General features: G+C 70.1%; 13 protein-coding genes. 10 read left to right on the top strand and 3 right to left on the bottom strand.

Translation table 11 applies throughout. The features are described 5' to 3' along the window. Window positions 1-3: 3 nt before the first annotated feature. Window positions 4-1,026, bottom strand: a complete 1,023-nt coding sequence (locus AB0D74_RS19400; protein ID WP_362587869.1) for a LacI family DNA-binding transcriptional regulator — start codon at window positions 1,024-1,026, stop codon at window positions 4-6. Between the two features lie 375 nt (window positions 1,027-1,401). On the opposite strand from AB0D74_RS19400, the gene AB0D74_RS19405 reads away from it, so the two are divergent. From AB0D74_RS19405 to AB0D74_RS19440, 8 genes are all read left to right on the top strand, one after another. Further along, window positions 1,402-2,673, top strand: coding sequence for an extracellular solute-binding protein (locus AB0D74_RS19405; protein ID WP_362587872.1), 1,272 nt, complete (start codon window positions 1,402-1,404; stop codon window positions 2,671-2,673). A gap of 86 nt (window positions 2,674-2,759) precedes the next feature. Beyond that, window positions 2,760-3,632, top strand: a complete 873-nt coding sequence (locus tag AB0D74_RS19410; RefSeq protein ID WP_362587875.1) for a sugar ABC transporter permease — start codon at window positions 2,760-2,762, stop codon at window positions 3,630-3,632. Between the two features lie 15 nt (window positions 3,633-3,647). Continuing rightward, complete coding sequence (locus AB0D74_RS19415; RefSeq protein ID WP_362587878.1) at window positions 3,648-4,574, top strand: carbohydrate ABC transporter permease; 927 nt, start codon at window positions 3,648-3,650, stop codon at window positions 4,572-4,574. Window positions 4,575-4,681: 107 nt separating this feature from the next. After that, a complete protein-coding gene (locus AB0D74_RS19420) occupies window positions 4,682-5,560 on the top strand; it encodes a glycoside hydrolase family 43 protein (RefSeq protein WP_362587881.1) in 879 nt (292 codons plus the stop codon). 129 nt (window positions 5,561-5,689) lie between these two features. Beyond that, complete coding sequence (locus AB0D74_RS19425) at window positions 5,690-8,167, top strand: carbohydrate binding domain-containing protein (RefSeq protein ID WP_362587884.1); 2,478 nt, start codon at window positions 5,690-5,692, stop codon at window positions 8,165-8,167. A 157-nt stretch (window positions 8,168-8,324) separates the two neighbouring features. Continuing rightward, window positions 8,325-8,831 (top strand): DUF1203 domain-containing protein, encoded by a 507-nt coding sequence (locus AB0D74_RS19430; protein WP_362587887.1) that lies wholly within the window; start codon window positions 8,325-8,327, stop codon window positions 8,829-8,831. Between the two features lie 108 nt (window positions 8,832-8,939). Further along, complete coding sequence (locus tag AB0D74_RS19435) at window positions 8,940-9,155, top strand: DUF4177 domain-containing protein (RefSeq protein WP_089106991.1); 216 nt, start codon at window positions 8,940-8,942, stop codon at window positions 9,153-9,155. Between the two features lie 375 nt (window positions 9,156-9,530). Beyond that, window positions 9,531-13,775: a discoidin domain-containing protein gene (locus tag AB0D74_RS19440; RefSeq protein WP_362587891.1), complete on the top strand. Its 4,245-nt coding sequence runs from the start codon at window positions 9,531-9,533 to the stop codon at window positions 13,773-13,775. Window positions 13,776-13,876: 101 nt separating this feature from the next. On the opposite strand, the gene AB0D74_RS19445 is transcribed toward AB0D74_RS19440, so the two are convergent. Continuing rightward, on the bottom strand, window positions 13,877-15,508 hold the full coding sequence (locus AB0D74_RS19445; protein WP_362587894.1) for a phosphodiester glycosidase family protein: 1,632 nt from the start codon (window positions 15,506-15,508) through the stop codon (window positions 13,877-13,879). Between the two features lie 248 nt (window positions 15,509-15,756). Between AB0D74_RS19445 and AB0D74_RS19450 the strand changes: the two genes are divergently transcribed. Further along, window positions 15,757-16,500 carry an SDR family oxidoreductase gene (locus AB0D74_RS19450; protein ID WP_362587897.1) on the top strand — a complete coding sequence of 248 codons (744 nt, stop codon included), beginning with the start codon at window positions 15,757-15,759 and terminating at the stop codon, window positions 16,498-16,500. A gap of 59 nt (window positions 16,501-16,559) precedes the next feature. Beyond that, complete coding sequence (locus AB0D74_RS19455; RefSeq protein ID WP_362587900.1) at window positions 16,560-17,468, top strand: SDR family oxidoreductase; 909 nt, start codon at window positions 16,560-16,562, stop codon at window positions 17,466-17,468. Window positions 17,469-17,563: 95 nt separating this feature from the next. On the opposite strand, the gene AB0D74_RS19460 is transcribed toward AB0D74_RS19455, so the two are convergent. Then, a complete protein-coding gene (locus AB0D74_RS19460) occupies window positions 17,564-19,291 on the bottom strand; it encodes a ricin-type beta-trefoil lectin domain protein (protein ID WP_362587902.1) in 1,728 nt (575 codons plus the stop codon). Window positions 19,292-19,459 lie beyond the last annotated feature (168 nt).

Here is a 19,459-nt window from a genome sequence, read left to right on the forward strand (position 1 = left end):
CGTTCAGGAGGCGGGGGTGGCGGAGGGCGGGGCCGTGGAGTTGCGGATCACGAGCTGCGTGCCGACCTCGATGTGCTCCATGAGAAGTTTCTGGCCCTCGACGAGGGAGAGCAGCGCGCGGGCCGCCTTCTGGCCCATGTCGTGCAGGGGCTGGCGCACGGTGGTCAGGCCGGGGAAGCTCTGCGCCGCCTGGGGGAGGTCGTCGAAGCCGACGACCGAGAAGTCGTCGGGAACCTTGAGGCCGTGGGCCCGCGCGGCGTCGACGGCGCCGAGCGCCATCAGGTCGGCCCCGGCGACGATCGCCGTGGGGGCGTGGTCGGCGATCAGACGGGTGGCCGTGCGGAACCCGCAGGCGTAGGAGAAGTCGCAGGACGCGACCATGCGTGCGTCCACCTCCAGCCCGGACAGCCGCATCGCGTCCTCGAAGCCCTGGAAGCGGACGGACGTGCTTTCGAGGTCCTCCTCGCCCCGGAGGTAGGCGATCCGGGTGTGGCCGAGGTCGATCAGGTGCTGGGTGCCCTGCCGCATGCCGTGGTAGTTGTCGACGGTCAGCCGGGGCAGGGGTACGTCCAGACGGCGCGGGTCGATGATGACGCAGGGCAGGGTCTGGCGGCGCAGCAGCTCGACTGTCTCGTCCTCCAGGACCGGCGCGATCATCAGGACGCCGTCGACTAGGCCGCGGCCCAGGAACTCGATGCGGTCCTTCTCGCGTACGGCGTCGTGGTACGAGGCGTTGACCAGCAACTCCTGTTCCGCGTCGGCCAGTTCGTCGGCGACGCCGCGCAGGATCTCCAGCCCGTACTGGCTGGTGAGGTCGAGGGCGATGAGCCCGATCAGTCCGGTGCGGCTGGCCTTGAGGTTCCGTGCCGAGATGTTGGGCCGGTACCCGAGGCGGCCCGCGACCTCCATGACGCGGCGGCGGGTCTCCTCGGAGGCCCCGGGCTTGCCGTTCATGACGTTGGACACGGTCATCGCGGAGACGCCGGCCTCCGCGGCCACCCGCGCGATGGTCACCCGCTCTGCCACTCCAACTCCTCCTGCCTGTACGGCACATGGGCCAAACCGGAACTCCGTCGTGCCGGCTCACCCAACCATGGTACTCCGGAAAACTTCCAGGAAACTGTAACGATAAGGCTGGAGCGATCCCGAGCGAAACCCCGTGTGGGCACGGGGTGTACGACTGCCGGGGCCATGGGCGACGGCCACGGAAAGTTACGTATAGATGTCGCCTAAGTTTTGCGTTACAGTTCCCGGCCATCGGCACGAAACGATTGCCGCAACTCGGGTCCACCGACCTCCTTTCCGCCGTATCGGCGCTGTACCCACACGGATGCAGGCCGACCGGGTCAATCCCTTCAGACATGACAAGTCGGTCCGTACCGACGATGGGTGAGGTGTGCAATGAAGCGTTCCGGGAGACGTGTCGCGGTCGCCACCGCGGTGGCCGCCGCGATGGCGATGTCGCTGGCCGCGTGCGGAGGCGGGTCGAGCGGCGCGTCCGGTGACGGCACGGTGACCCTGCACGTCCAGGCGTGGAAGGGCGGCGGTGCGGAGCCGGCGAACGTCGCGGAGATCAACAAGGCGTTCGAGAAGGCCCACCCGAAGATAAAGATCGACTTCGAGTACATCACGGCGAACGACACCTACGTCCAGAAGCTCCAGCCCGAGCTGCTGGGCGGCAAGGCCGGCGACGTGATCATGGTCGACACGGACAAGATGAAGAAGTGGGGCGCCTCCGGCTACCTCGCCGACCTGTCCCAGGAGTCCTGGGCGAGCAAGATAGCCCCCGACGCCAAGCCCTTCGCGCAGACCGACGGCAAGACCCTCGCCATGCCGATGGAGCTGATCGGCATCGGCCTGTACGCCAACATGGACCTGCTGAAGAAGGCCGGCATCACCGAGGTCCCGGCCGACTGGCCGACCTTCCTCACCGACCTCGCCAAGCTCAAGAAGGCCGGCATCAACCCCATCTCCCTTCCCGACAAGTCGGGTTGGACCGGCAGCTCGGTGTTCCAGGCGAGCGGATCGACCGTCGTCTACCAGAAGAACAAGAAGTGGGACTCCGACTTCCTCGGCGGCCAGGCCTCCTTCGACCCGGACTGGCAGGGCCCGCTGGACCAGCTGAAGACCCTGGAGGACAAGGGCTACGTCGACTGGAAGAACGAGCTCGGCGTCGACGAGTGGTCCCAGGGCCCGCAGAACTTCAGCGCCGGCAAGAGCGCCTTCTGGTACCAGGGCGCGTGGCAGGTCTCCAACGTCGCGAAGGCCGGTTTCCCGGTCTCGTTCGCGCCCTGGCCGGGCGGTGCCGCGGGCACCGAGCCCAACGGGATGCTCTTCTCCGGCACGATGTGGGCCGTCAACTCGCAGTCGCAGCAGGGTGACGCGGCCCGCGAGTACGTCGACTTCTGGTCGCAGAGCGAGAACCTCGCCAAGTACCTCGACGCCGAGCACGCGGAGTCGCCGTTCACGGGCGGCACGACGCCGGAGAGCACCGAGACCACCGCGTTCACCACGGCCTTCAAGGACGGCCGTTACCGGATCCTGCCCTCCAACTCCTGGTACGGCGCGACCGCCGAGACCGCCGTCGGCTCCAAGATCCAGGCCTATCTGCTGGGCAAGTCGTCCGCCGCGCAGACCCTCAAGGACATCCAGACCGCGGCGTCCGCGAAGTAACCCGCCCCCTGGCCGACCGTGGCGGGGCGCGACCGGCGGCTCCCGACCGCCCCCGCCACGGCCGTCCGGGCAAGAGGAGGACCCCTGTGATCCATCGCCGGCGCGCCACCATGGCCGCCTTCCTGCTTCCGGCGATCGCCGTGTACGCCACCTTCATGCTGTATCCGCTGGCCCGCGGCGTCTATCTGAGCATGACCGACAGTCTCGGCGGACCGATCGCCCACTTCGTCGGCACCGAGCAGTACCGGGCCATGGCCGACGACCCGGACGTCACCGCCGCCCTGTGGCACACCGTCCTGTACGCGGCCGTCGTCGTGGTCGTCCAGAACGGCCTCGGCCTGCTCTTCGCGAGCCTGCTCTTCCGCCGGCCGAAGGTCCGCAAGGCGCTGAGCGTGGTGCTGCTGACCCCGACCCTGGTGTCACCGGTGATGGCCGCGTTCATCTGGTCGTACCTGTTCGCCCCGGACGGAGGCATCAACGGCCTCCTCGGCCTGGTCGGCCTGCACTCGCTGGAGCACGTCTGGCTCGGCGACACCTCCACCGCCCTGTACGCGGTGGCCGCGGTCAACATCTGGATGTTCGCGGGCTACTCCTGTGCCATCTTCCTGGCCGGCTACATGAGCCTGCCCACCGAACTCCTCGACGCCGCCGCGGTCGACGGCGCGGGCGGCTGGCGGCGCTTCCGCTCCATCGAGTGGCCGATGCTGGCCCCGGCGCTCACCGTGAACGTGACGCTCAGCCTCATCGGCTCCCTCAAGGTCTTCGAGTTCCCGCTGGTGCTCACCAACGGCGGCCCGGCCGGCGCCACCGAGACCCTGACCACCCTCGTCTACCGGAACGTGTTCGGCGGCGGGAAGTTCGCCCTCGGCATCGCCATCTCCGTACTCCTCCTGGTGACCGTGGTCGTCCTGTCCAGCGCCACCTCCTCCCTGCTCCGCCTGCGCGAGCGACGAATCTGACGGGCGGATACGACCATGACCTCGCACACCCTGCCCCCCAAGGCCAAAGCCAAGACCAAGGCCCGGCCCGCCGCGTCCCGGCCACCGGCCGGCGCCGCCCCCGTCCGCTCCGGCAGCACCCGGCGCCGGATCCTCGGCGGCCTGGGCACCGCGCTGCTCTGCCTCGGCGTGCTGGTGTTCGTGCTGCCCTTCGTGTTCACCGTGCTCACCTCGCTGCGGACCGCGGCGGACGTGGCCCGCGCCCCGCTCGGCATCCCGCACACCTTCACCCTGAAGAACTTCTCCGCCGCCTTCTCGCAGATCCACTACGGCCGCAGCGCCCTGAACACCCTGCTCATCACGGGTCTGTCCTGCCTGAGCATCACCGTGCTCGGCTCCCTGGCCAGCTACCCGCTCGCCCGCATCTCCCAGGGCTGGTCCACCTGGGTGTACCGGCTGTTCATCGTGGGCACCTCGGTGCCGGTCTTCGTGGTCGTGGCACCGCTGTACCTGCTGATGCGGGACCTGAACCTGCTGGACAACTACGCGGGCGTGGTCTTCGTCTACACGGCGATGTTCCTGCCGGTCGCGGTGTTCTTCTACACCAGCTTCATCCGCTCGATCCCCCCGGACCTGGAGGAGGCCGCCGCGCTGGACGGCTGCGGCGCGCTGCGCACCTTCTTCACGGTCGTCCTGCCGCTGCTGCGCCCGATCACCAGCACGCTGCTGACCTTCGTCTCCCTCCAGGTGTGGAACGACCTGATCGTCCCGCTGGTGTTCCTCCAGGACCCCGACAAGCGGACGGTCATGGTGAACGCGTACTCGTTCATCGACCCGCACACGGTGCAGCCGACCACCCTCTTCCCGGCCGCCCTGCTCGGTGTCCTGCCACTGTTCCTGATCTTCGTCTTCCTGCAGCGCCACGTGGTCGCCGGCCTGTCCGCCGGCGCCGTCAAGTCCTGACCCCCGCACCCCGGTTCACCCCCTGGCGCCGTGCCCCGCACCGTCGTCCGGCCGTTCCGCCATGCCCTGCCGCCACCCGTCCCGACATCCCGGAAGGACCCCCACCGATGTACGTGGTCTCCTATTTCACCGACGCGGACGAGGCGCTGCACCTCGCTTACAGTCACGACGGCGAGGAGTTCACGGCGGTGAACGGTGGCCGTCCCGTCCTGCGGGGGACCGTCGGTACCGGCCGGCTGCGGGACCCGTTCATCGGGGTCGGCCCCGACGGTCTGTTCCATCTGCTGGCCACCGACGGCTGGACGAGCCCGTACATCGTCCACGCCACCTCGGCCGACCTGGTGAGCTGGTCCGAGCAGCGGCTGGTGCCGGTGATGGCCCGGGTGGCGGGCGCCCTCAACGCCTGGGCCCCGGAGTTCTTCCTGGACCGCGCCACCGGGCTCTACCACCTCATCTGGTCGTCCGTCGTCGAACCGGGCCACACGGCCGCGGGCCGCGACTTCGAGCACATCAGCCAGGACCACCGCATCTGGCACTGCACCACCCGGGACTTCCGCACCTACTCCGAGCCCGGCGTCTTCTTCGACCCGGGCCACTCCGTCATCGACGCCACCGTCCGTGAGCTGGACGGCGGCGGCTTTCTGATGGCCTTCAAGGACGAGCGCGGGGTCAACGGCCTCGACACCGCGCACAAGGACATCCACCTGACCACGTTCGGCAGCCCCGGCGGCCCGTACGCCGCGCCCGCCGGTCCGGTGACACCTTCCCTGGTGGAGGGACCGTCGCTGTTCCGCCGCGGCGACGAATGGATCATGATCTTCGACCACTTCCTGGAAGGACGTTACGGGGCGGCCCGCAGCCGGGACGGCGTGGCGTGGGAGCCGGTCGCCCTCTCCTTCCCGCCGGGCATGCGGCACGCCTCCGTCCTGGAGACGTCGGCCCCCGTCCTGGAGACCTCCGTCGCGGACGCGCTTGCCGCGCGCTGAACGTTCCGCAGCACGGCGGCCACGGATTCCGGACGCATCCGCAGCCCCACGGCGTCGCGCCCGGTGCACATGAGACCGCGTCACAACCCGTGGCGCGGAGGGTTCGATCACCCAGCAAGGAGCGTCGCGATGAAGAGTCGCAGACCGACGCGTCCGGTCCGCCGGGCAGTACGCTTTCTGGCCCTGCTAGCCACCCTGGCGGGAGCCCTGGTGCTCCCGGTCCAGTCCGCCATGGCGGCGGGTACCACCTACTACGTCGACTGCTCCGCCGCCGGCAACGGCAGCGGCACCCAGTCCAGCCCCTGGAACGCGGTCGGCAGCGTCAACAGCACCACCTTCACCGCCGGGGACAGCATCCTGTTCAAGGCCGGCACCACCTGCACCGGCCAGCTCACCCCGGGCGGCTCGGGAGCCTCGGGCAGCAACATCTCGATCGGCGCCTACGGCTCCGGCGCCAAGCCGGTCATCGACGCGGCCGGAGCCACCGGCGCGGTCATCAAGCTGCTCAACCAGCAGTACTGGGACATCGGCGGCCTGGAGCTGATCGACAACGCCTCCTCGCCGGCCTACCGCTCCGGCGTCCTCGCCGAGAACAGCTCCGGCGGCGTCCTGCACCACATCCGCGTGCACGACATGTACATCCACAACATCGCGGGCTACGGCGGCGGCTGGTACTCCACCAACGCGGGCGTCGGCGTCCAGACCGACCACACCACCCCGGTCTCCACCTGGGACGACGTGGTCGTCGAGAACAACACCTTCGACCACGTCGACCGCATAGCGGTGGCCGTCACCCCCGACGGGGACGGCCAGGGCACCGGTCTGACCACGAACACCGTCATCCGCAACAACACGATGACCTACGACGGCGCCGACGACATCCTCGTCGTCAAGAACGACGGCGCCCTCATCGACGGCAACAAGGCGGGCTACGGCGGCGCCAAGTCCACCTGCCCGCCGTCCGGCCAGTACTGCAACGGCGCCTCCGCCGGCATCTGGATGTCCGGCAGCAGCAACACCGTCGTCCAGAACAACGAGGTCTACTGCCACGTCAACGGCGCCGACGGCACCGGCTTCGACGTCGACTGGGGCAACCACAACACCACGTTCCAGTACAACTACAGCCACCAGAACCTCGGCGGCTTCCTGCTGGTGATGCCGCCCTTCACCATCGCCAACGAGCCCACCTCGACGGTGCCCAGCGACGGCACCGTGGTCCGCTACAACATCAGCGAGAACGACGGCAGCAACTCCGGCTGCCCCACCTCCGGCACCCAGACCCACGGCGGCGGGGTCCTGCACTTCGTGGGCGGCGTCCCGAACCAGAGCGGCAGCTCAAGCGCGGTTCCGCTGTTCTACAACAACACCTTCTCCGTCCGGGACGGCCTGTCCACCCCGATCCTGTACTCCCGCTCCGGCACCTCCATCAGCGGCGCCCTGTCCTTCCAGAACAACGCGGTCTTCAACTACGGCTCCGGCAACTACTTCACCACCACCGGCACCTCCACCTACTCCAACAACCTCTTCTACGGCAACCACCCCTCCCGCGAGCCCACCGACGCCGCGAAGGTGACCGCCGACCCCGAGTTCCGCAACCCGGGCAACGCCAACACCTCGTCCTCGTACACCGGCAAGAACGCCTACCAGGTGCACGCGTCCTCCCCGGCGATCCGGGCCGGCACGGTGATCGGCTCCAACGGCGGCCAGGACGCCTTCGGCAACGCCGTCTCCGCCACGGCCGCCCCCAACATCGGCGCGTACAACGGCACCGGCGGCAACCTGCTCTCCAACGCGGGCTTCGAGACGGGCGCGTTGAGCCCCTGGACCGAGGCCAGCGGCAACGCCTCCTCCGTGACCGCGGCCAACGCCCGCACGGGCGCCGACGCGCTGACCACCACCGCCGGCAGCAGCGGCGCCAACCAGGCCCTGACCGGGCTCAGCCCCGGCACCACCTACCTGCTGACCGGCTGGGCCAAGGTCGCCACCGCGGGCGAGACCCTCGCGATCGGCGTGAAGAACTTCGGCGGGACCGAGACCTACACCAACATCGCCACCACGTCCTACAGCCAGGCCGCCGTCCTGTTCACCACCGGCTCTTCGACCACCACGGCCACGGTCTACTGCTGGAAGAACGCCGGCGGCAGCGGCGCGGGCTACTGCGACGACCTCGCGGTGGAGCCCCTGTCCTCCGCCACCAACGCGGTCACCAACCCCGGCTACGAGACCGGCGCGCTGACCCCCTGGACCCAGTCCACCGGTACGGCGTCCAGTGTGGTCGCCTCCAACGCCCGCTCCGGCACCTACGCGCTCCAGACCGGGGTCAGTGCCAGCGGCGCCATCCAGACCGTCAGCGGTCTCACCTCCAGCGGCAGCTACCTGCTGGTCGGCTGGGCCAAGGTGGCCACGGCCGGTGAGGAGGTCGCGGTCGGCGTGAAGAGCTTCGGCGGTACGGAGACGTACCTGCGGGCCTCGACCACGTCCTACGCCCAGCAGCCCCTCTTCTTCACCACGGGCGTCTCCACCACCTCCGCCGGTGTCTACTGCTACAAGAACTCCGGTTCGGCGGCCGGTTACTGCGACGACTACTCGCTGATCAAGCTCCCCTGACGGACACCGGTCCCGAAGCGTGAAGTCCCCCTCGCGGAGGCGGGCCGGGTCGCCCCGGCCCGCCTCTTCGCGCTCCGGGGTGCACGGCGGTCCCGGACGGACATCGGCGTCCGATACCCGCCAGCGGCCCGTCCCGCCCCGCGCCACGCTGGACCGCATGACCACGACCTTCCCGCCCGTTCCCATCCCCGCCGAGACCCTCCAGGAGCTCCGCGTCCGCGACGACGCCGGAAAGCCGCCGAGCCCCTACACGGACGACGAAGGCGGCGCGCCCCTGCGCTGTTGCCTGCGATCCAGCACCGTGGGAGACCGGATCGCCCTGCTCTCCTACGCCCCGCTGCGCCGTTGGGCGGCACGGACCGGCGCCGATCCCGGGGCCTACGACGAGCAGGGGCCGGTCTTCGTCCACGCCGAGGACTGCGGCGGGCCGGCCGGCGAGGACCCCGCCGGCTACCCGTGGGCCCGCCCCGGCGCACTGCGCGTCCTGCGCCGCTACGACAGCCGGGGGCACATCGCGGGCGGTCGCCTCCTGGAGCTTCCCGACGACGCCCAGGCGGCCATCGCCCACGCCTTGGCCGAGGCCTTCGCCGACCCCGCGACCGCCCAAGTGCACGTGCGTGCCGTCGAATACGGCTGCTACCACTTCCGCGTGGACCGCCCCTGAAGCAGGAAAACCCGGGCCCGCGCTGCGCCATGGCACGCGGGGATGATTGGCTGGCCCCGGCCGATTCCCACCCCGACCCGGCTCCGCCGGCAGGAGGACCCCGAAGTCATGAGCAGTGCCTACGCCTACGAGTACAAGGTCGTCACGTTCCGGGAGTCGCTGATCGGCGACGCGCTGGACAGCGACAAGCTGGAGAAGGTCCTCAACAAGCACGCCGAGGACGGCTGGGCCCTCAAGGCCATCACCTCCGCCGACGTCAAGGGCCGCATAGGTCCCGGAGCCGTCGAGGGCCTGCTCCTGACCTTCGAGCGCCCGCGCGGCTGACGACGACGCAGCCGGCAGCAAACCGAACGCCCCTGGACCCGCCGAGGTCCGGGGGCGTTCGCCGTCCTTCCCTGCAATAATTTGCACTGCTTGCGCTCACTTGCGTCCTGGGGCGCAAGTTCGGCGTGCGACTTTCCTGCCTGCCCCTCCGGTACCCGGCGATGCGTGGGTGCTTCTGGTGAAACTTGTGCAGTCCTGGCAGTAGACGGGTTCACATCACTCTGCAATATTTCGATGAAACAATGCAAAAGTCTGCGTAGCGCATCGTCGTACCTCTGCCCAGCACTTCACCGCACCTTTCTGCACCACTCCGTCAGGAACGAGCCGCCCTCGCCGCCCCACCGGCGCGCGAGCCTCCGCAGGAAGTGACCCCGCATGACTCGACACAAGCCGAGATCCTGGAGACGCCGCGCGGCGACCGCCGTGCTCGCCTCCGCCGTCATGGTTCTGGGCCTGCCGGCCGTCGGCGCACACGCGGCGACCACGGCAGGCGGCGCCCGCGCCGCACACGCGGCCGTCAACGTCACCGACGGCGACACCGACACCTACTGGCAGGCCGGGAAGAACGCGGCCCAGTGGGTCCAGACCGACCTCGGGCGCACCGAGCGCGTCCGAGAGGTCGTGCTGCGGCTGCCCGAGCAGTGGCAGACCCGCAAGCAGACGCTGGCGCTCCAGGGCAGCGCCGACGGCAAGAGCTTCGCCACCCTCAAGCCGTCGGCGCAGTACGTCTTCAGCCCGGGCAACGACAACACGGTCAGGGTCTCCTTCCCCGCGACCCTCGCCCGGTACGTCCGGGCCGACTTCAGCGCCAACTCGGTCGCCGGCACCGCCCAACTCGCCGAACTGCAGGTCCTCACGACCGCCGCCTCGACCCCCAACCTCGCCCTGGGCAAGCCCTTCAGCGAGAGCGGGCACGCCGACGTCTACGGCGCGGCCAACGCCGGTGACGGCAACCGCAACACCTACTGGGAGAGCACCAACAACGCCTTCCCGCAGTGGCTCAAGGTCGACCTCGGCTCCTCGGTCCAGGTGAACCAGGTGACGCTGCGGCTGCCCGGCGGCTGGCCGAGCCGCAACCAGACGCTCAAGATCCAGGGCTCCACCGACAACCAGAACTTCACCGACCTGACGGCGTCCAAGGCGTACGCCTTCAACAGCTCCGACGACCAGACGGCGGCCATCGCCTTCGACACGACCACCACGCGGTACGTGCGGGCGCTGTTCACCGCCAACGACGGCTGGCCCGCCGGGCAGGCGTCCGAGCTGGAGGTCTACGGCCCGGCCACCGGCGACACCCAGGCCCCTACCGCGCCGGCCGGCCTCGCGTACACCGAGCCGGCCACCGGGCAGATCAAGCTGACCTGGAACGCGGCCACCGACGACACCGGCGTGACCGGGTACGACGTCTACGCCAACGGCCAGCTGCGCGCGAGCGTCGCGGGCAACGTCCTGACCTACACCGACACCCAGTCGGCCGCCACCGACGTCACGTACTTCGTGCGGGCCAAGGACGCCGCGGGCAACGTCTCCGCCAACAGCAACAGCGTGACCCGCAAGGGAGCGACCGGCGACACCCAGGCCCCCACGGCGCCCGGCAACCTCGCCTACACGCAGTCCGGCAGCGACGTGAAGCTCACCTGGCAGGCGTCCGGCGACAACGTGGCGGTCACCGGCTACGACGTCTACGCCGACGACCAGCTCGTCAAGAGCGTGGCGGGCGACGTGACGACGTACACCGACACCCCGTCGGCGACGGCCACGGTCACCTACTACGTGAAGGCGAAGGACGCCGCCGGGAACGTGTCGGTGCCGAGCAACAGCGTCACCCGGCCCGGTTCCGGCGCGGGCTCCGACCTCGCGCAAGGCAAGCCCGTCGAGGCCTCCTCGTACACCTTCACCTATGTCGCCGCGAACGCCAACGACGGTCAGACCGGCACCTACTGGGAGAGCGCGGGCGGCGCCTACCCGGCCACCCTCACCACCGAGCTGGGCGCCAACGCCGACCTCGGCCAGGTCGTCGTCAAACTCAACCCGGACCCCGCCTGGTCCACCCGCACCCAGAACATCCAGGTGCTCGGCCGCGACCAGGACGCGACCGCCTTCACCAGCCTCGCCGCGGCGAAGGACTACACGTTCAACCCGGCCACCGGCAACACCGTGACCATCCCGGTCTCCGGCGCCGCAGCCGACATCCAGCTCAAGTTCGCCTCCAACACCGGCGCCCCGGGCGGACAGGTGGCCGAGTTCCAGGTGATCGGCACCCCGGCCGCCAACCCGGACCTCAAGGTCACCGGCATCACCAACTCGCCTTCCGCGCCCGTCGAGTCGGACGCCGTCAGTCTCTCCGCGACCGTCACCAACAGCGGCAGCAAGGCGTCCAAGGCCACCGACCTGAACTTCACGCTCGGCGGCACCAAGGCGGCCACGGCCGACGTCCCCGCCCTCGCGGCCGGCGCCTCGGCGACGGTCACCGCGAGCATCGGCAGCCGGGACGCGGGCAGTTACCCGCTCGGCGCCGAGGTGGACCCGTCCAACAAGGTCATCGAGCAGAACGAGGGCAACAACACCTTCACCCGCTCCGACCCCCTCGTCGTCAAGCCGGTGTCCAGCTCCGACCTGGTTGCCGCCCCCGTCGCCTGGACGCCCTCCAGCGCCTCGGCCGGTGACGCCGTCGCGTTCACGGTCGCCCTGAAGAACCAGGGGACGGTGGACTCGGCCGCCGGCGCCCACGGTGTCACCCTGACGGTCCAGGACGCGGGCGGCGCCACCGTCAAGACGCTCAGTGGCTCCTACAACGGCACCATCGCAACCGGTCAGACCACCGCACCGATCAGCCTCGGCTCCTGGACGGCCGTCAACGGCAAGTACACCGTCAGGACGGTCATCTCCGACGACGCCAACGAACTGCCGGTCAAGCGCACCAACAACACCACCACCCAGAACCTGTTCGTGGGCCGCGGCGCCGACATGCCGTACGACATGTACGAGGCCGAGGACGGCACGGCCGGCGGCGGCGCCAAGGTCGTCGGCCCCAACCGCACCATCGGCGACGTCGCGGGCGAGGCGAGCGGTCGCAGGGCCGTCACCCTCGACGCCACCGGCGAGTACGTCGAGTGGACCACCCGCGCCGCGACCAACACCCTGGTCACCCGCTTCGCGATCCCCGACGGCACCGACACCACCCTCGACGTCTACGTGGACGGCCAGTTCCTCAAGGCGATCGACCTCACCTCGAAGTACGCCTGGCTCTACGGCAGCGAGACCGCACCCGGCAACTCGCCCGGCTCCGGCGCCCCGCGGCACATCTACGACGAGGCGAACCTGCTGCTCGGCAGGACCGTCCCGGCCGGCTCGAAGATCCGCCTCCAGAAGGACGCGGCCAACACCGCCGCCTACTACGCCATCGACTTCGTCAACACCGAACAGGCGACGGCGAACCCCAACCCGGACCCGGCCGCCTACACCGTCCCGGCCGGATTCACCCAGCAGGACGTGCAGAACGCCCTCGACAAGGTCCGCATGGACACCACCGGCAAGCTCGTCGGCGTCTACCTGCCCACAGGCGACTACGACACCTCAAGCAAGTTCCAGGTCTACGGCAAGGCGGTCAAGGTCGTCGGCGCCGGGCCGTGGTTCACCCGCTTCCACGCCCCCGCCTCGCAGGAGAACACCGACATCGGCTTCCGGGCCGAGTCGACGGCGGGCGGCTCGACGTTCGCCGGCTTCGCCTACTTCGGCAACTACACGTCCCGGATCGACGGCCCGGGCAAGGTGTTCGACTTCTCCAACGTCTCGAACATCACCATCGACAACATATGGGCCGAACACATGGTGTGCCTCTACTGGGGCGCCAACACCGACAACATGACCATCTCGAACTCCCGTATCCGTGACACGTTCGCCGACGGCATCAACATGACGAACGGCTCCACGGACAACCACGTCGTCAACGACGACGCCCGCGCCACGGGCGACGACAGCTTCGCGCTCTTCTCGGCCATCGACGCCGGCGGCGCCGACGAGAAGAACAACCTCTACGAGAACCTGACCTCCACCCTCACCTGGCGGGCGGCCGGCATCGCCGTCTACGGCGGCTACGACAACACCTTCCGCAACATCCGCGTCGCCGACACCCTCGTCTACTCCGGGATCACGATCTCCTCGCTGGACTTCGGCTACCCGATGAACGGCTTCGGCACCGATCCCACGACGATCGAGAACGTCTCCCTGGACCGGACGGGCGGCCACTTCTGGGGCTCCCAGGTCTTCCCCGCCATCTGGGCGTTCTCCGCCTCGAAGGTCTTCCAGGGCATCAGGGTCAACGACGTCGACATCGACGACTCCACCTACGGAGGCGTCATGTTCCAGACCAACTACGTCGGCGGCCAACCGCAGTTCCCGGTGAAGGACACCGTCTTCACCGACATCTCCATCACCGACTCCAGGAAGAGCGGGGACGCCTTCGACGCCAAGTCCGGCTTCGGCATCTGGGCCAACGAGCTGCCCGAGCCCGGCCAGGGTCCGGCCGTCGGCGAGGCCACCTTCCGCAACCTGCGGATGAACGGCAACGCCCAGGACATCAGGAACACGACCAGCACCTTCAAGATCAACATCGAGTAGCTCCCGAAGGGCGGTGAAGCGAAGGGAAGGGGCGTCCCGGCGGGGACGCCCCTTCCTGCCGTGTCCGGCGCTACCGCGATGACCGCTTCAAGGTCCGGCGGTCAGTCCCGTGCGGCGCGCGGCAGGACCTGGACCGTGTCGCCCACGGCCCGCTCGCCGGTGGCGTCGGACGTGGTGTTGACGAGGCTGCCGTCGACGGCCATGGCGGTGGAGCCGCCGCCATCCAGGTTGAGCGCCTGTACCGCGCCGAGCGAACGCATGAACCGGGCGGCCTCGGCGAGCGTGAAGCCCTCGCTGACACCGGGCTGCCGGCCGTCGACGGTCACGAGGAGCAGGCGCCCGCGATGGTCGACGCCGGCCAGGGTGCGCGGTTGGCGCACGTTGGACCAGGCGAACCCGAAGGAGAGGTCGAGCGGGTCGAGCGTGCCCTCGGCGGCGGCGTCGATGTGGACCCGGCCGTCCTCGACCAGGGTCGGGGCCGCGCTGACGATGCTGTCGTCGGGGCCGAGCCGGACCTGTCTGCCCGAGGCGTCCCGGACCGTCTCCCGCAGCTCCAGCCGGCTGCCTGTCACGGCGTGTTCGGTGAGCCAGGCGGCCGAGGTGCCGGTGCCCTGGAGGACCGAGCCGCCGACGGGCACGGAACCGCCGCGGTCGCCCTGGGAGACGACGGTACCGTGCCGGTCCAGGACCACCTGGACACCGGGGCCGGTCGGCAGGGGCGCCCCGAACTCGGAGGTGAACTTCACCAGGTCGTCCGCGAGCGAGCAGGTGAGGTCCTGGCGGGGGAGCGCGGTGGGTACGGTGCCGGGGAGGCCGCAGTTGCGCACCTTGCCCGGGACCCGGTTGACGCCCTGCACCGCGTGGACGGCGGAGCCGGAACGGACGGTCACGGTGGTGGACAGGTCGGCGACCCGGACGTGCCGTCCGCCGTCGGCGAGGATCAGCGCAGCGCGGGAACCGGCCGCCATGGACTGCACCTCGCCGTGCACCACGGACAGCCCGGCCGAGGTGCCCTGGACGCCGTCCGCGTCGGAGGTGACGAAGAACCCGCCGTTGACGCCGACCAGGGAGCCCAGGCGGGCGGCCACCGTCGAGGTCTTCTCGCGGTCGGCGGCGTCCCCGCCGTCGCTCACCTCGACCGTGCCGCGCAGCCGGGCCGGATCGACGACGGCGACGTGGACGCGTTCCGCGTCGGCGGGGTTGAGTCCGTCGTAGCCCGTCCACTCGACGGAGGTACGGAAACCGGCGGCCGACATCGCCGAACCCAGCGTCCCCGCCTCGGCCTGTGTGGCGTACGCACCGGCCCTGACCTGCCAGCCCATCGTGCCGTGCGGCGTGTCGGCGTACTGGTCCCAGGTCACCCGCTCGACGCGCGGCGCGAACCCGGCGGTCCGCAGCTGCCCGGCGGTGGTGTCGGCCCACTCGCGGTCGCCCAGCGGGGCCCAGGCGGCGGCACCGGTGAGGCGGTTGACGGCCGGAGCCTGGACGGTGACCGTCCACACACCGGCGGCCCGCGGGTCACCGAGCACCCCGGTACGGACCTCGACCCCGGGAGCCAGGTACCGGGTGGTCCACGCGCCGGCGTCCGTGGCGGCGCCCCCGGTCCTCGTGCTGGCGTCGGCCGGCGGAACGAACGCGACCAGGGCCAGCACGGCCCCCAGCGCGAGACCCCGCCCCGCCCTCCGGCGCCCTCTTCGTACCGCGTGCCCGAACGTCCCGGCTGTGACAGACATGCCTCTCCCGACGTGCGACTCGACGAGTGCGGCGCCACCCGTGACACCTGCGCCACCCCGCCATCCCAGGCCGACTCCAAGGCCCCCGCGTGAAGCGGCGGACACCTGGTGGAGAAGCCTGTACGACATCCGGCACACCCCTGTGCGGCCCCGGAGGGACTCGCCGGCCCCCAGATATGGGCGGCGCGTTCATTTCATGCTTATATGAACGTGTCGTTCATTTGGATGCGCCCGCAGAGGAGAACACCATGAGCAGCACCCCCACCACCGTCCGTGCCGCACTGGTCACCGGAGGCTCGGGCGGCATCGGCCGCGTCGCGGCCGAACGGCTCGCCCAGGACGGGTTCGCGGTCGCCGTGCAGTACGCGGGAAACAAGGCCAGGGCCGAGGAGACCGTGGCCGCGATCACCGCGGCCGGCGGCAGGGCCCTGGCTGTGGGCGGCGACGTCGCCGACGAGAACGCGATGACCGCGGCCTTCGACGCCGTCGAGTCGGCCTTCGGCGGCATCGACGTGGTCGTGAACACCGCCGGCATCATGATCCTTTCCCCCGTCGCCACGTTCGACCTCGCCGACCTGGACCGGATGCACCGCACGAACATCCGCGGCACCTTCGTCGTCTCCCAGCAGGCGGCCCGCAGGGTCCGCCCGGGTGGCGCGATCGTCAACATCTCGACCTCGGTGGTCCGCACCCAGCTGCCGGGCTACGGCGCCTACGTCGCCAGCAAGGCCGCGGTCGAGGGCCTGACCCTCATCCTCGCCCGTGAGCTGCGCGGCCGGGACGTCACCGTCAACGCCGTCGCACCCGGACCCACCGCCACTCCGCTGTTCCTGGACGGCAAGGACGACGCCACCGTCGCGAACTTCGCGAAGGCCACCCCGCTGGAGCGGCTCGGCGGCCCCGAGGACATCGCCGAGGTCGTCTCGTTCCTCGCCGGTCCCGCGCGCTGGGTCAACGGACAGGTCCTCTACGCCAACGGAGGACTCGCCTGACCCCGCCGCACCCGCACCGCCCCACCCCTGCACGGTCATCGCGGAAAGGAACCACGTCCATGTCCACCACCGGTACCACCGGCACCGTCGTCGTCATCACCGGCGCCTCCAGCGGCTTCGGAGCACTCACCGCCCGTGCGCTGGCGGACGCCGGCCACACCGTCTACGCCGGCATGCGCCGGACCACCGGCCGCAACGCTCCCCAGGTCCTGTCCGCCGCCCGGTACGCCGACGAGCACCACGTCGACCTGCGGTCCGTCGAACTCGACGTGAACTCCCAGCCGTCGGTCGACACCGCAGTCGCCGAGATCGAAGCCGAACACGGCCGCGTCGACGTGCTGGTCCACAACGCCGGGCACATGGTGACCGGACCGGCCGAAGCCTTCACCCCCGACCAGCTCGCCGAGCTCTACAACGTGAACGTCCTGTCCACCCAGCGCGTCAACCGCGCCGTGCTGCCCGGCATGCGACGGCGCCGGCAGGGACTGGTGCTCTGGGTGTCCAGCACCAGCGTCAAGGGCGGTACCCCGCCCTACCTCGCCCCCTACTTCGCGGCCAAGGCCGCCATGGACTCCCTCGCGGTGTCCTACGCCGGCGAACTCGCCCGCTGGGGCGTGGAGACCTCGATCGTCGTGCCCGGCTCGTTCACCAGCGGCACCAACCACTTCGCCCACTCCGGCCACCCCGACGACACCGCCGTCGAGGCCGAGTACGAGAGCCGGTACCCCGGCCTGATGGAGCAGATGGCGACCAAGCTCGCCGCGCTCGCCCCCGAGGACGCGCCCGCGTCGCTCGTCTCCGACGAGATCGCCCGCATCGTCGCCCTGCCCGCCGGAAAGCGCCCCTACCGCGTGCACGTCGACCCCGCCGACGACGGATCCGAGGAGGTCTCGGTGACCGCCGACCGCATCCGCCGCGGCTTCCTCACCCGCATCGGCCTCGCCGACCTGCTCACCGTCCAGAGCTGAAACCCCTGGCCCGGGACGGCACTTCGCCGAGGGAACCGAGGAGCGGGTGCGGGACCCCCGCCGGCTGCGGGGATCCCGCGGTCCCGCACCTCCGGTCAGGCCAGGGCGAACTTCTGGGCGCCGGAGCCGTTGCAGTCCCAGATCTGGAGGCGGGTGCCGTTCGCGGTGGCGCCCGAGGGGGAGTCGATGCACCGGCCGGTGGTCGGGTTGTACATCGAGCCGTCGGCGTTGACGACCCAGTTCTGGTACCCGCCGCCGTTGCACGTGGCGAGTTGCAGCTTGGTGCCGGCCGCGCTGACACCGCCCGCTATGTCCAGGCACCGGCCCAGCGTGCGGAGGGTCTGGCCGTTCCAGGTCCACTTCTGGTCGAGCGAGGTCGCCTGCTGGCAGTCCCACAGCTGGACCGCGGTGCCGTCGCCGCCGGTGTCGTCACCGGACACGTCCACGCACTTGCCGCCCGGACCGTAGATCGGGGTGCCGATGGCGAAGTTCTGGGCGCCGGAGCCGTTGCAGTCCCAGATCTGGAGCCGGGTGCCGTTCGCCGTGGCGCCCGAGGGCGAGTCGATGCACCGGCCGCTGGTCGGGTTCCGCAGCGAACCGTCGGTCTGCCGGACCCATGACTGGTAGCCGCCGCTGTTGCACGTGGCGAGTTGCAGCTTGGTCCCCGCTGCGCTGTTGCCGCCGGCGATGTCCAGGCACTTGCCGAGGGTCTGGAGGGTCTGGCCGCTCCACGTCCAGTGCTGGTCCTTGGCCGCCGACTGGCAGTCCCACAGCTGGACCGCGGTGCCGTCGCCGCCGGTGTCGTCACCGGACACGTCCACGCACTTGCCGCCCGGACCGGTGATCGTCTGCCCGGTCACCGCACCGCCGCCACCGCCGGAGCCGGGACCCTTGTTGTACACGGCCACCGAGTCGACGACCAGCTTGCCGCCGGAGACCGTGGCCGCGTTCGGGCCCCCGCCGAACGCGTCCGGGAACCCGCCGCCGATCGCGAGGTCGTAGATGATGAAGAAGGGGTGGTCGATCGCGTCCGACCAGGTCGTCGCGTCCACCTGGCTGGCGTTGACCGTGAAGAAGTTGTTCCCGTCCAGGTAGAACCGGATCTGTTCCGGCGACACCGAGCGGTCGATCTCCACCGCGTAGTCGTGGAAGCCGGTCTGGCACCCCGCACACGCGCGCTCACCCGAACTGATACCGGTCGACTCGTTGCACGGCCCGCCCGGGTTCACGCCGCAGTGGATGGTGCTGAAGTCGGAGCTGCGGCCGTTGATGTCCTCCATGACGTCGATCTCGCCGGACTTCGGCCAGACCACGCCGTCGCGCAGCGGTGCGCCGAGCATCCAGAACGCCGGCCAGTAGCCCGCGCCGTTGGCGGTGGTGACGTTGGGCTGCTGCAGCACGGACTCGATGCGGACGACTCCGCCGGCCGGTGCGCCGAAGGACGCCGACTGGGTCTCCACGCGCCCCGAGGTCCATCCGCTGCGGGGGTCGGAACCGGAGTGCAGGGCCTGGAGCACCAGATGGCCCTGGCCGTCGTAGTAGACGTTCGAGGTGCTGCTGGTCATGGTCTCTATCTCACCGGTGCCGAAACTGCTGCCCGGCCCGGTGTCGTACTTCCACAGGCTCTGGTCGATCCCGGTGCCGGAGGCGCCGTTGAAGTCGTCGCTCCAGGTGAGCGAGAAGCCCGCCGGCGTCGGCGGCACGGCCGCCTGGGCGGTAAGCGACCCGCCGACGGTGGCCGCCACCGTCAGCGCGCCGACGGCAAACAGACCGAGGGTCCTTCTCCATCTGCCGCGCAGTGGTCTTGCGAGACGCAATCGCATGTGCCTGACCTCCGAGTAAGGGGAATGGGGAACGGGGAACGACGCAGTGAAACAGCGGAACCGGACGAAGACACGGCCCTACACGAACTGCCACAGGTGGTCGGCGGTGCCGTTGTCGTCGTACTGGACGATGTGTGCGCTGTTGGCGGTGGACATGAGGTCGACGCC

It is taken from the genome of Streptomyces sp. NPDC048278, assembly GCF_040652195.1.
In the GTDB taxonomy this organism is placed as follows: domain Bacteria; phylum Actinomycetota; class Actinomycetes; order Streptomycetales; family Streptomycetaceae; genus Streptomyces.

Excerpts from the sequence above, each read along its gene's own strand:
- AB0D74_RS19405 (WP_362587872.1), top strand. The coding sequence starts at position 1,402 with ATGAAGCGTTCCGGGAGACGTGTCGCGGTCGCCACCGCGGTGGCCGCC.
- AB0D74_RS19415 (WP_362587878.1), top strand. The coding sequence starts at position 3,648 with ATGACCTCGCACACCCTGCCCCCCAAGGCCAAAGCCAAGACCAAGGCC.
- AB0D74_RS19420 (WP_362587881.1), top strand. The coding sequence starts at position 4,682 with ATGTACGTGGTCTCCTATTTCACCGACGCGGACGAGGCGCTGCACCTC.
- AB0D74_RS19425 (WP_362587884.1), top strand. The coding sequence starts at position 5,690 with ATGAAGAGTCGCAGACCGACGCGTCCGGTCCGCCGGGCAGTACGCTTT.
- AB0D74_RS19430 (WP_362587887.1), top strand. The coding sequence starts at position 8,325 with ATGACCACGACCTTCCCGCCCGTTCCCATCCCCGCCGAGACCCTCCAG.
- AB0D74_RS19435 (WP_089106991.1), top strand. The coding sequence starts at position 8,940 with ATGAGCAGTGCCTACGCCTACGAGTACAAGGTCGTCACGTTCCGGGAG.
- AB0D74_RS19440 (WP_362587891.1), top strand. The coding sequence starts at position 9,531 with ATGACTCGACACAAGCCGAGATCCTGGAGACGCCGCGCGGCGACCGCC.
- AB0D74_RS19445 (WP_362587894.1), bottom strand. The coding sequence starts at position 15,508 with ATGTCTGTCACAGCCGGGACGTTCGGGCACGCGGTACGAAGAGGGCGC.
- AB0D74_RS19450 (WP_362587897.1), top strand. The coding sequence starts at position 15,757 with ATGAGCAGCACCCCCACCACCGTCCGTGCCGCACTGGTCACCGGAGGC.
- AB0D74_RS19455 (WP_362587900.1), top strand. The coding sequence starts at position 16,560 with ATGTCCACCACCGGTACCACCGGCACCGTCGTCGTCATCACCGGCGCC.
- AB0D74_RS19460 (WP_362587902.1), bottom strand. The coding sequence starts at position 19,291 with ATGCGATTGCGTCTCGCAAGACCACTGCGCGGCAGATGGAGAAGGACC.